Source organism: Pseudomonas sp. NPDC079367 (assembly GCF_044542195.1).
Taxonomy (GTDB): domain Bacteria; phylum Pseudomonadota; class Gammaproteobacteria; order Pseudomonadales; family Pseudomonadaceae; genus Aquipseudomonas.
In genome coordinates, this window is the sequence record NZ_JBITTW010000001.1 from 470,569 (window position 1) to 483,296 (window position 12,728).

Below are 12,728 nucleotides of genomic sequence, written 5' to 3' on the forward strand. Positions count from 1 at the left end.
AACATACGCGCCCAGCCAGTACGGCCATTTGTCGAACACCCCAGTAGGGCCGAGCGAGCGGGAAATACCCGCCATCCGCCCAGGAAGAACGAATATGAACTCCTCCGCTTCCGCTTTGCCGCTGTCCACCCTCGATTCTGCCAACGAAGCGTTGACCCTGCGTCTGCCCAGCTCGCTGCAGCTCAAACAACAATTACCGCTCGGTCATTCCCTGCTTCAGCAAGTCAATGCCCATCGCCAGGCGGTGCGCGCCATCCTCAACGGTCAAGACCCACGCCTGCTGGTCATCGTTGGCCCCTGCTCCATCCATGATCCGCAATCGGCACTCGAATATGCCAGCAAACTCGCGCACCTGGCCGAGGATGTGAGCAGTGAAATGCTGCTGGTCATGCGCGCCTACGTCGAAAAGCCTCGTACGACAGTGGGCTGGAAAGGCCTGGCCTACGATCCGCATCTGGACGGCACTGACGACATGGCTGCCGGCCTCACGCTTTCCCGCGAATTGATGCTGCAAATGATCCAGCTCGGACTACCGATCGCCACCGAACTGCTACAACCCATGGCTGCCAATTACTTCGATGACCTTTTGAGCTGGGTGGCCATTGGCGCCCGCACCACCGAATCGCAAATCCACCGCGAAATGGCCAGTGGCTTGAACATGCCGGTGGGCTTCAAGAACGGCACCGATGGCGGCGCCGCCGTTGCTGTCGACGCCATGCGCTCGGCAGCCCACCCTCATCGGCACTTCGGCGTGGACAGCCAAGGGCATCCGGCGATTGTGCAGACTGCCGGCAACGCGGACACACACATCGTGCTGCGCGGTGGTCATCAAGGGCCAAACCACGATGCAACCAGCGTAGCCAAAATCAGCGCCGAACTCAGCCGACTAAAGATCCCCAACCGGATCATGGTCGACTGCAGCCATGCCAACAGCGGCAAGGATCCACTGCGTCAGCCAGCGGTGTTCAACGATGTGCTCGAACAACGTTTGCGAGGCAACCATTCGCTGATTGGCATGATGCTGGAGTCTCACCTGTTCGAAGGCTGTCAGTCGCTGAGCTCATCTCTACGCTACGGTGTATCGATCACCGATGGCTGCCTCGGCTTCGGCGCTACCGAACAGTTGCTGACAGACGCCGCGCGGCGCCTGGCTCACGTCAGAAACTGAGCACATGCCGCCCTCCCGCTCATACAGGGCGTGGAGGGCTGACTCTAAAAGGCTATGCCTCTACGCTGATGCGTCTTACCGCCGAAAGTTGACTGACGTCATCCAGTCGCTCAATCGTGTAGCCGATCTCCACCGTCGTGCCGTGGTGCTCACGCCAGAACCGATGGGGAACAATGAAACTCACCGGCTGCCCGGCCATCTCCCGGGTGATTTCAAGATCATCCCGGTGACTGAAGAACTCACCGTCACACTTGAGATAGACCAGTTCCTGCTCCTGCACGTGCGCTTCTTCGATGAGGATGGAAACGCCGTCAACCGAATCCTTTACTGACAACACGTTTTCAACCGCCTCAACGACATCCGGCGCAGCCAGTTGCCCACGCACGGTCGGCCCGATGTAAATCGTCGCAGGTTCCGAAATTCGAACCGTTCCAGAGCGTGGTTCGACACGGTAGGCGACAACCACCTCGCCACCACGATGCGCTTCGATGTAACTGCCCGGCACCCAGAATGACAGGCTTTGCGCGACGGCGTAGGCCTCCACGTTCAACGAGTCGGTAAAGATCTCGGGTGAGGTGTCTCCGTGCCACGACAACATTACCCGGTCGCCCGCCGACATTCTCGCGTAAGGCTGCAGGGTCACCAGGGTGCCCTCGACCACTCGTGGCGGATCCAGCGCTCCGTTTACCGAGTTTTCTATAAGCGGCGCCAACAGTTGCGTACGGACATCGCCCACCGACAGTTGCAGGCGTGCTGATTCGACTGCCTTGGGTGCGAGCGCGGTTTGGAGCGTGCAGTAAACCTCAAGCGAGCCACCCTCCAGCGCAGCTATATGCATGCCCTTGATGACGAAGATAACGTCTTTGCCAACCTGGGCCTGGCTGATGAATCGAACACTTTCGTATTGATACGCAAAGCCTTCGATATCCAGCCCCTCCCAGTACAGAACGAGCTGATCGCCACTGCTCATGTTGGCGTAAGGAGAAATGCGAACGACGGCCCTGACCAGCGAAGGCTCCAGCACGCTGCCCTCCAACCCGTCAATCATCGGCGCAACCAGAGGCTCGACAGACGCTTCGGTAACCGCGAGCTGTCGTATCCGCCAGCAAAACTCGACTTCATGGCTATTCATTTTCGTCTCCACTCCCTGGACAACGTGCCGTCCTGAATGACGACACTGACGCCTACATTGAGCACTTCTTTGAATGTTCCGGATGTCAGCCGAATGCACCGCGACGACGGCGTAACCGCTACTCGCAAGGTAGGCAAATGGGGAGTTCACACTGTTATGACGACAAACGACCCAGCGAACTTCCGATTCGGATTTCACAGCTCTAGGAAATTTCGTACGCCTATTAATCCCTTTTCAAACGCAACGTGAAGCCTCTTCGTACTTCTTCAACGAGATGAGTGTTTTAGAGTGGCTCGGTGATTTCCCCATGAACTTCTACGAAAAAGGTAAGAACATGCAACGGAATGCTACAACTCGTTATCCAATCCTGTTGATCCACGGTCTGTTCGGGTTCGAGCGTATCGGTCATTTCGAGCTGTTCCATGACGTCAAGACCGCACTCAAAGCGTCCGGATGTCGTTTGTTTGTTCCACACCTTTCGGCCACCCACGATAATGAAACAAGGGGTGAGCAATTGCTGTCTCAGATTGCCTGTGTGCTGCGAGGCACAGGTGCGAAGAAAGTCAACCTCATAGGACACAGTCAGGGCGCACTCGCTGCGCGCTATGCGGCGGCGCTTGCACCAGACGTCGTCGCTTCAGTCACCTCCGTCAGTGGCCCGAACCACGGTTCGGAGCTTGCCGACTTCCTGCGCAAGGCTTTGATCCCAGGCAAGCTTCCCGAAGCCGTCGCACAAAACGTGGCGACGCAATTTGCTGATCTGTTATCGCTGCTCAGTGGCAACGTGGCACTGCCGCAAAATGCGTTGGCCGCACTCAACGCGCTGACGACCCTCGGCGTCGGTCAATTCAACGACAAGTTTCCGCAGGGATTGCCACAAACCTGGGGCGGCCACGGCCCTGAGCAAGTCAACGGCGTGCGTTATTACTCGTGGAGCGGGGTTGTAGCGCAATCCAAGCTGCCTGCGTTGGATCCGGTTGAAGCCATCTGCCGGGTGCTGTCGCAATATTTCACCACCGAAGCCCAGCAGAATGACGGTTTCGTCGGACGCTTCAGCAGCCATCTCGGCCAAGTGATCCGCTCCGATTATCCGATGGATCATCTGGCCAGCCTGCGACGCAGCGCGGGCATCAACCCGTCTTCAGCGGATCCGATCGAGCTGTACGTCGAGCATGCCCGGCGCCTGCGTGCGGCAGATCTTTGAATGGAGTCAGCAACTCACAATGGAACTTTGCCGAGAATTCGCCCACTGATTCCGGTAGGCTCCACCTTTTATTGAAACAGTTCGGAGAATTCCCCATGGCTAAAGCCACTGCCCGCCACATCCTGGTTTCCAGCGAAGACAAGTGCAACGAACTCAAGGCTCAGATCGAAGCCGGTGCCGATTTCGCCGAAGTCGCCAAAACCAACTCCACCTGCCCATCCAGCCGTCAGGGTGGTGATCTGGGTTCGTTCGGCCCTGGCCAGATGGTCAAGGAATTCGACACCGTGGTCTTCAGCGCGCCGATCAACGTCGTGCAAGGCCCGGTAAAGACCCAGTTCGGTTATCACCTTCTGGAAGTCACCAGCCGTCAGGACTGATTCCTCGTCCGATTGCTGACAACGGCCCGCCTTCTGGTGGGCCGTTGTGTTTCAGTAAAACATACGGCTGGCGAGTGGCGCGCCGCTCGCGTACAACTTGCGCTTATCGATTTCCGTTCCAAGGCTGACGATGCGACTGGTTTTTCCCACACTGATGCTCACCGCCCTCGCCCTGCTCACGGGTGCCGCCGGTGTGACCGCTGCGCCGCAACACGCACTGACCGTCTACGGCGAACCGGCCAGGTACCCCGCCGGTTTCAGCCACTTCGACTACACCAATCCGCAAGCGCCAAAGGGCGGAACAATGCGTCGATCGGCGATCGAAATCGGTCACTTCGACCATTTGCTGCCTTATATAGACAAAGGCATCGGCGTAACGCAGATCGACGGCATGCTGTATTCGCCATTGGCGCAGCGCTCGCTGGACGAGCCTTACACCGTCTATGGTCTGGTCGCGCAGAAGATGGAACGTTCGGACGACGGCCTGTCGCTGCGTTTCTTTATCAATCCCAAGGCACGCTTTGCCGATGGCAAACCGATTACTGCCGAAGACGTTCGCTACACCTTCAACTTGCTGATGACCCAGGGCAGCCTGCGTTATCGCACGCAGTTCGCCGACGTCAAAGGCGTCGAGGTCGAGGCCCCGCTGACCGTGCGCTTTGACTTCAAAAGCAACGAAAACCGCACGTTGCCGCTGGATATCGCGACCCTGCCGGTGTTCCCCGAACACTGGTGGAAGAGCCGCGATTTCGCCAGCGGCGGTGGTTATGAACCGCCGCTGGGCAGCGGACCGTACCGGGTTGGCAAGGTCGATTCCGGGCGCAGCATCACTTTCGAACGCAATGGCGACTGGTGGGGCAAGGATCTGCCGGTCAGTCGCGGCTTGTATAACTTCGATCATTTCAGCATCGAGTACTTCGGCGACACCGACGTCGCGCGTCAGGTGCTGCGTGGCGGCGCCTACGACTACAACCGGGAGTTCTCCGCGACCGGCTACTCGATCGGCTATGACAGCCCCGCCCTCAGCGATGGCCGCTTGCAAAAAGCCCACCTGGCCACTGAAGCGCCGCAGTCGGCCCAGGGTTTCGTGTTCAATCTGCAAAAGCCGATATTCCAGGACCGCCGGGTACGCCAGGCACTGGCGATGCTCTGGGATTTCGAATGGAGCAACCGGCAGATGATGCGCAACGTTTATATCCGCCAGCAAAGTTACTTTTCCAACACCGATCTCGCCGCCCGGCAGTTGCCCGATGCGCAGGAATTGAAAATCCTTGAACCGCTGCGCGGTCAGGTGCCTGAGGAAGTGTTCAGTAAAGTCTTCGAGGCGCCGAAGACCGACGGCAGCGGCATCATCCGTGACAAGCAGTTGCAAGCCCTGCAACTGCTCGAGCAGGCCGGCTGGAAACCGGATGGTGACCAATTGGTCAACAGCGCCGGCGAGCCGCTGAGCTTCACTTTTCTGGTCAGCCAGAACGGCATGGACCGCCTGCTGTTGCCATACAAGCGCACGCTGAAGCAGATCGGCATCGAGCTGAATATCCGTCGCATCGACGCCTCGCAATACGTCAATCGCCTGATGAGTCGCGACTACGACATGATCGTCACCGGCTATCCCGTTACCACTTCTCCGGGCGGCGAGTTGCTCAACTATTTCGGCTCGGCAGCGGCCAATGACCCGGGCGCGAACAACTACATGGTGTTGAAAAACCCGGCGGTCGATACCTTGATAAACGGACTGATCCGCGCCTCGACCCAGTCGGACATGTTGCATTACGCCCATGCGCTGGACCGGGTGCTGCAATGGAATTACTACTGGATTCCCAATTATTACCCGCCGGGCACCTCGACCGTGTGGTGGAATCGCTTCGGCATCCCCACGGTGCAGGCAAGCAATGACGAAGCCATCGAGAGCTGGTGGGAAATCAGTCGAACGCCGCTGACCAATCAACAAATGACCGCTGAGAAAATCAGTCGCAGCAGACCCGGAGGACCGCACTGATGTGGGGTTACACACTGCGGCGGCTGCTGCTGATCATTCCGACGCTGGTGATTATCCTGCTGGTCAATTTCGTGATCGTTCAGGCCGCGCCCGGCGGGCCAGTGGAACAAGCCATCGCCCATCTGCAAGGGATCGGCGGCGCCAGTGTCGGCGGTGGCGCCAGCGAGACGTCGAGTAACGCTTCGCGGGCCAGCCGGGGCCTGGACCCGCAACTGATCAAAGACATCGAAAAACAGTACGGCTTCGACAAGCCGGCCCACGAACGGCTGTGGCTGATGCTGAAGAATTACGCGCAGCTGGATTTCGGCAAGAGCTTCTTTCGTGGTGCAACGGTCACTGACCTGATTCTGGAAAAGATGCCGGTGACCATTTCCCTCGGGCTGTGGGCAACGCTGATCACTTATCTGGTGTCGATCCCGCTGGGCATCCGCAAGGCTGTGCACCACGGCAGCCATTTCGACATCTGGAGCAGCACGGCCATCATCATCGGTTACGCCATGCCCGCGTTTCTGTTTGCGATGTTCCTGATCGTGGTGTTTGCCGGCGGCACGTCGCTTGACTGGTTTCCGGTGCGCGGGCTGGTCTCGGACAATTTCGAATCGCTGTCGACACTGGGCAAGATCGCCGACTATTTCTGGCATCTGGTGTTGCCCGTCACTGCATTGGTGATCGGTGGCTTCGCGACCCTGACGATCCTGACGAAAAACTCGTTCCTCAATGAAATCACCCGACAGTACGTAGTAACGGCCCGCGCCAAAGGCTTGAGCGAACGCCGCGTGCTGTACGGACACGTGTTTCGCAACGCCATGCTGTTGGTGGTTTCGGGGATACCTCAGGCTTTCATCAGTGTGTTCTTTGCCGGCTCGCTGCTGATCGAAGTGATCTTCTCGCTCGATGGCCTCGGACGCATGAGCTACGAAGCCGCGGTGTCGCGGGACTACCCAGTGGTGTTCGGCTCGCTGTTCATCTTCACGCTGTTCGGCCTGCTGATAAAACTCATCGGCGACCTCTGCTACACCCTCGTCGACCCGCGTATCGACTTCGCCGCGAGGAATGCCTGATGTTCAAGCTCTCGCCTTTGGGTCGGCGCCGTTTCGAGCGATTCAAGAAAAACCGGCGCGGCTGGTGGTCGCTGTGGCTGTTCATCGGTCTGTTCATGCTGACGTTGGGTGGCGAGTTGATTGCCAACGACAAACCGCTGGTGGTCAGCTATCAGGACCAGTGGTACTTCCCGGTATTCAAGCGTCACACCGAACAGGAGTTCGGCGGGCAATTGCCGTTCCAGGCTGATTATCGCAGCGAGTATGTGCAGAATCTGATCCGCAAGGACGGCGGCTGGTTGCTGTTCCCGCCGATACCCTTCAGCGACGACACGCCCAACTACGATCTGGACAAACCCGCACCGAGCCCTCCGACCTCAGTCAACTGGCTGGGCACCGACGATCAGGCGCGCGATGTACTGGCGCGGGTCATTTTCGGTGCGAGGGTCTCGATACTGTTTGCCCTGATGCTGACCTTTGTCAGCGCGCTGATCGGTATCGCCGCCGGCGCGTTGCAGGGCTATTACGGTGGCTGGGTCGATTTGCTCGGACAGCGCGTGCTGGAAGTCTGGTCAGGGCTGCCGGTGCTGTATCTGCTGATCATCCTCTCCGGTTTCGTCGAGCCGAATTTCTGGTGGCTGCTGGGGATCATGGCGCTGTTTTCCTGGTTGGCGCTGGTGGACGTGGTGCGCGCCGAATTTCTGCGCGGGCGCAATCTGGAATACGTCAAAGCCGCACGCGCCTTGGGCCTGACTGACCGCAAGGTGATCTTCCGGCACATCCTGCCCAACGCAATGAATGCGACGCTGAGCTACCTGCCGTTCATTTTGACCGGGGCCATTTCGACGCTGACCGCGCTGGACTTCCTGGGATTTGGCATGCCGGCCGGCAGCGCTTCGCTGGGCGAGTTGATCGGTCAGGGCAAGCAGAACCTGCAAGCGCCATGGCTGGGGTTGACCGCGTTCTTCACCCTCGCGCTGATCCTTTCCTTGCTGGTATTCATCGGTGAAGCGTTACGTGACGCTTTTGACCCTCGATCCTGAAGCGTGACCATGACTGAAAATCTGATCGAAATCCGCAACCTCAATGTCGCTTTCCATGGCCAGACTGTGGTGCGTGACCTGTGCCTGGATATCCGCCCCGGTGAGTGCCTGGCACTGGTCGGCGAATCGGGTTCGGGGAAATCGGTGACCGCGCATTCGATCCTGCAGTTGCTGCCTGAGAGCGAGGCGCAAACCCGTGGCAGCATTCGCTATCGCGGCCAGGAACTGCTCGGTGCTGATCCGAAGGTCTTGCGAGAACTGCGCGGCAATCGCATCGCCATGATCTTTCAGGAGCCGATGACTTCGCTCAATCCGCTGCACACCATCGAAAAGCAGATCGGCGAAACCCTGTTGCTGCACCGTGGCCTCGGCGGCAAACAAGCGCAGCCGCGCATTCTCGAACTGCTCGGGCTGGTCGGCATTCAGAAGCCCGGGGAACGGTTGAAAGCCTATCCGCATCAACTGTCCGGCGGCCAACGACAACGGGTGATGATCGCCATGGCGTTGGCGTGTGAGCCGGAGCTGTTGATCGCCGACGAGCCGACCACGGCGCTGGATGTCACCGTGCAACGCAAGATCCTTGTGCTGCTCAAGTCCCTGCAACAGCGACTCGGCATGTCGCTGCTGCTGATCAGTCACGATCTCAATCTGGTGCGCAGCATCGCGCAACGCGTGTGTGTGATGAAGGCTGGTGAGATCGTCGAGCAGGCACCCTGCGAAACCCTGTTCACCGAGCCGAAACACCCTTACAGCTGCGTGTTGTTGAACGCGGAACCGGAAGGTGAAGCCCTGCCCCGTGACGAACGTGAAAACGTGCTGGAAGTGGCTGACCTGCGCGTTGATTTCCAGGTCGGTGGCGGACTGTTCCAGCGCAAGCAATATTTGCGCGCGGTCGATGGGGTCAGCTTGAATATTCAGCGTGGCAAGACCCTGGGGATCGTTGGCGAGTCCGGTTCGGGCAAGTCAACACTGGGTCAGGCGATCCTGCGCTTGCTCGACTCCGAAGGCAGCATTCGCTTTCAGGGCGAAGCGCTCGACAGTCTTGATCAAAAGCAACTGCGGCCGTGGCGGCGTCAGATGCAGGTGGTGTTTCAGGACCCGTTCGGCAGCCTCAGCCCGCGCATGTCGGTGGCGCAGATCATCAGTGAAGGCCTGGAAGTCCACGGCGAGTCGACGGCTGACGAATGCGAAGAGCAAGTGATTCGCGTACTCAAGGAAGTCGGCCTGGACCCCGAGAGTCGCCATCGTTATCCGCATGAATTCTCCGGTGGCCAGCGTCAGCGCATCGCCATCGCCCGGGCGCTGGTGCTGAAACCCGCGCTGATTCTGCTCGATGAACCGACTTCCGCGCTCGACCGCACCGTGCAGAAACAGGTGGTTGCGCTGCTGCGTGACCTGCAGGAGAAACACGGCTTGACTTACCTGTTCATCAGCCACGATCTGGCGGTAGTGCGCGCCCTCGCCCATGACATGATCGTGATCAAGGACGGTCAGGTCGTCGAGCGTGGCGCCAGTCATGACGTGTTTGACAACCCGCAGCATCCCTACACTCAAGAGCTGTTGTCGGCAGCACATCCGGGGTAGGCATAATCGGCGCTAGCCTCGGCACAGCGGCCCCTTCGCGAGCAGGCTAGCTCGCGAAGGGGCCGGCACTGGCGACACACATCAGGATCAATTTTCATGAACACCACCGAAAGCCTCAAGGACTACCAACGGGTGCGCACCCTGGCGATCCGTTCGCTGTTCGAGATCATCGAGCAATCCAGCGAGGGCACGGTGATTGTCGACCGCGACGCAAATATCGTCTGGATGAACGAACGCTACGCCCGGCGCTTTGGTCTTGCCTCAGCAGCAGGCGCGATCGGCAAACCTTGCGAAAGCGTGATCCCCGGTAGCTTGCTGCGTGAGGTGGTGCGTACCGGTCGGCCCATTCTGCTGGACATGCAGGACACGCCGAAGGAACCGCTGGTGGTGATGCGTCTGCCCATTCACGACGACGCCGGCAGCGTGATCGGCGCCATCGGTTTTGCCCTGTTCGACGAGCTGCGCACGCTGTCGCCGATGCTCAAGCGTTACCTGAGCATGCAGGAAGAACTGGCCTCGACCCGCTCGCTGCTGCGTGCGCGACAGACCAAATACAACTTCGCCCATTTCATCGGTACCAGCGCTGCCAGCCTGGAAGTCAAACGCCGCGCCCGGCGCAGTGCCAGCGCTGATTCGCCGGTATTGCTGCTGGGGGAAACGGGCACTGGCAAGGAGCTGCTCGCGCAAGCGATTCACAGCGCTTCGCCCCGCGCGCACAAGGCCTTCGTCAGCATCAACAGCGCGGCGATTCCCGAGGCGCTGCTGGAGGCCGAGTTCTTTGGCACGGCACCCGGTGCTTTTACCGGCGCCGATCGCAAGGGACGCACCGGCAAGCTGCAGATTGCTCAGGGCGGCACGCTGTTTCTCGACGAGATCGGCGACATGCCGCTGCCGCTGCAAAGCAAACTGCTGCGGGTGCTGCAGGAAAAGGAGTTCGAACCGGTCGGCTCCAACGAAGTGATTCAGAGCGATGTGCGGGTGATCGCGGCAACCTCGACGGATCTGCAGGCGGCGATCAAACGCGGCGAGTTCCGCGCCGATTTGTACTACCGCCTCAACGTACTGCCGATCCAGGTGCCACCGCTGCGCGAACGTCTCGATGACCTCCCGGCGCTGAGCGAGGCGATCCTGGAAGAGCTGCGCAGCCAGCACGAATTGCACCGCGATGCGATGGCGTTGCTGGGCCAGCATGCGTGGCCGGGCAATATTCGCGAGCTGCGCAATGTACTGGAGCGGGCGGCGTTGCTCAGTGATGATTTGCTGCTGACAGAGCAGGATATTCGCGGGGCGATCGGGGCGTTCACGCCGGTTGAGCGACCGGTCGAGCCGGGCAGGCAACTTCCGCTCAACGAGACATTTGCGCAGGCGCGGGCGCGGTTTGATCGGCAGTTGATCGAATCGACGTTAGCGCAATGCGAGGGGAAAGTACCGCAAGCTGCGGCTCGGTTGGCGCTGGGGCGGTCGACCCTGTACAAGAAGATGGCTGCGCTGGGGATCGTTGAGTCTACATAAAGAGACACTGGTCTCATATCATGGATAGCTTTTTAAGATCAGAAGATCGCAGCCTTCGGCGTCTCTTACAGGGTAGATACGTATTTCCTTGTAGGAGCTGCCGAAGGCTGTGATCTTTTCGGTCTCACAAACGAGACAACTTTTCCTGCACAATCTCACTTCTGCAGGAAATATCTACAGATATCAACATGTTAGGTATTTGGCACAGTAATCGCTAACACCTCTCCACACCCGTTCCACCCACAAAAATAACAATCCTGGAGAGACACACCATGAGTGTGATCATTGCCTTGGCAGCCCTGACGCTGCTGATGCTTGCTGCCTACCGTGGCTACAGCGTCATCCTCTTCGCCCCGATCGCCGCCCTCGGCGCGGTCCTGCTCACCGATCCGTCCGCCGTGGCGCCCGCGTTCACCGGGGTATTCATGGACAAGATGGTCGGCTTCATCAAGCTGTACTTCCCGGTGTTCCTGCTTGGCGCAGTGTTCGGCAAGCTGATCGAATTGTCGGGTTTCTCGCGCTCGATTGTGGCTGCCGCGATTCGGTTGCTCGGCACCAAACAGGCCATGCTGGTGATTGTGCTGGTTTGCGCCCTGCTCACTTACGGCGGCGTATCGCTGTTCGTGGTGGTATTTGCGGTATATCCGTTTGCAGCCGAAATGTTCCGCCAGAGCAACATCCCCAAGCGTCTGATCCCGGCGACCATCGCCCTGGGTGCGTTCTCGTTCACCATGGACGCCCTGCCCGGCACCCCGCAGATCCAGAACATCATCCCCAGCACCTTCTTCAACACCACCGCGTGGGCAGCGCCATGGCTGGGCGTGATCGGCACGATTTTCGTGTTCTGCGCCGGCATGCTGTTTCTTCAGCGTCAGCGCAACAAGGCACAGCGTGCCGGTGAAGGTTACGGCACTGAACTGCGCAACGAGCCCGAGACGGCCGCAGACCTGAAGCTGCCCAACCCATGGATTGCGCTGTCGCCCTTGCTGGCAGTGGGCATCATGAATCTGCTGTTCACCCAATGGATTCCGCAGTGGTACGGCAAGACTCACAGCCTGGCGCTGCCGGGGATGGCTGCGCCGGTCACCACCGAGATCGCCAAGCTTACGGCGATCTGGGCGGTGCAGGCGGCGCTGCTGGTGGGCATCCTCATGGTGCTGGCATTCGGCTTCAAGGCGATTAAAAGCAAACTCGCCGAAGGCAGTAAAAGCGCGGTCAGCGGCGCATTGCTGGCGGCGATGAACACCGCGTCCGAGTACGGCTTTGGCGCGGTGATCGCGTCGCTGCCCGGTTTCCTGGTGCTGGCCGACTGGCTCAAGCAAATTCCCAATCCGCTGGTCAACGAAGCGATCACCGTGACGCTGCTCGCCGGCATCACCGGTTCGGCTTCCGGCGGCATGAGCATTGCGCTGGCAGCGATGTCCGAGCAATTCATCAGCGCGGCGCACGCGGCGAATATTCCGCTGGAAGTGCTGCACCGCGTGGCAGCGATGGCCAGCGGCGGCATGGACACCCTGCCGCACAATGGCGCGGTGATCACGCTGCTGGCCGTCACCGGGCTGACACACCGCGAAGCCTACAAAGACATTTTCTGTATTACGCTGATCAAGACCCTGGCGGTTTTCGTGGTGATCGGCACTTTCTACGCCACTGGCATTGTGTGAGGTAT

Annotated in this window: 10 protein-coding genes; 9 read left to right on the top strand and 1 reads right to left on the bottom strand. The window is 59.4% G+C overall.

The genetic code is table 11. From position 1 onward, the window contains the following. Window positions 1–94 precede the first annotated feature (94 nt). The gene (locus ACIGDJ_RS01985) at window positions 95–1,168 is read left to right on the top strand and encodes a 3-deoxy-7-phosphoheptulonate synthase (protein WP_101159436.1); all 1,074 of its coding nucleotides are present in this window, start codon (window positions 95–97) and stop codon (window positions 1,166–1,168) included. 52 nt (window positions 1,169–1,220) lie between these two features. Here the strand turns inward: ACIGDJ_RS01985 and ACIGDJ_RS01990 are convergent, their stop codons facing one another. Next, entirely contained in the window at window positions 1,221–2,300 is a 1,080-nt protein-coding gene (locus tag ACIGDJ_RS01990) for a hypothetical protein (RefSeq protein WP_101159435.1), read from the bottom strand. 334 nt (window positions 2,301–2,634) lie between these two features. On the opposite strand from ACIGDJ_RS01990, the gene ACIGDJ_RS01995 reads away from it, so the two are divergent. The 8 genes from ACIGDJ_RS01995 to ACIGDJ_RS02030 all read left to right on the top strand — a co-directional run bounded on the left by ACIGDJ_RS01995 (window position 2,635) and on the right by ACIGDJ_RS02030 (window position 12,723). Then, complete coding sequence (locus tag ACIGDJ_RS01995) at window positions 2,635–3,504, top strand: triacylglycerol lipase (RefSeq protein WP_101159607.1); 870 nt, start codon at window positions 2,635–2,637, stop codon at window positions 3,502–3,504. Window positions 3,505–3,599: 95 nt separating this feature from the next. Further along, window positions 3,600–3,881: a peptidylprolyl isomerase gene (locus tag ACIGDJ_RS02000; RefSeq protein ID WP_042610373.1), complete on the top strand. Its 282-nt coding sequence runs from the start codon at window positions 3,600–3,602 to the stop codon at window positions 3,879–3,881. A gap of 130 nt (window positions 3,882–4,011) precedes the next feature. Continuing rightward, window positions 4,012–5,880 carry an extracellular solute-binding protein gene (locus ACIGDJ_RS02005; protein ID WP_101159434.1) on the top strand — a complete coding sequence of 623 codons (1,869 nt, stop codon included), beginning with the start codon at window positions 4,012–4,014 and terminating at the stop codon, window positions 5,878–5,880. Continuing rightward, entirely contained in the window at window positions 5,880–6,941 is a 1,062-nt protein-coding gene (locus ACIGDJ_RS02010; RefSeq protein WP_101159433.1) for a microcin C ABC transporter permease YejB, read from the top strand. Before ACIGDJ_RS02005 ends, ACIGDJ_RS02010 begins: the two co-directional genes overlap by 1 nt. After that, window positions 6,941–7,963 carry an ABC transporter permease gene (locus ACIGDJ_RS02015; protein ID WP_101159432.1) on the top strand — a complete coding sequence of 341 codons (1,023 nt, stop codon included), beginning with the start codon at window positions 6,941–6,943 and terminating at the stop codon, window positions 7,961–7,963. Before ACIGDJ_RS02010 ends, ACIGDJ_RS02015 begins: the two co-directional genes overlap by 1 nt. A 9-nt stretch (window positions 7,964–7,972) precedes the next feature. Further along, entirely contained in the window at window positions 7,973–9,547 is a 1,575-nt protein-coding gene (locus tag ACIGDJ_RS02020) for an ABC transporter ATP-binding protein (protein WP_397478216.1), read from the top strand. A gap of 96 nt (window positions 9,548–9,643) precedes the next feature. After that, window positions 9,644–11,059, top strand: a complete 1,416-nt coding sequence (locus tag ACIGDJ_RS02025) for a sigma 54-interacting transcriptional regulator (protein WP_312999037.1) — start codon at window positions 9,644–9,646, stop codon at window positions 11,057–11,059. 272 nt (window positions 11,060–11,331) lie between these two features. Continuing rightward, window positions 11,332–12,723, top strand: coding sequence for a GntP family permease (locus tag ACIGDJ_RS02030; protein WP_101159429.1), 1,392 nt, complete (start codon window positions 11,332–11,334; stop codon window positions 12,721–12,723). Window positions 12,724–12,728 lie beyond the last annotated feature (5 nt).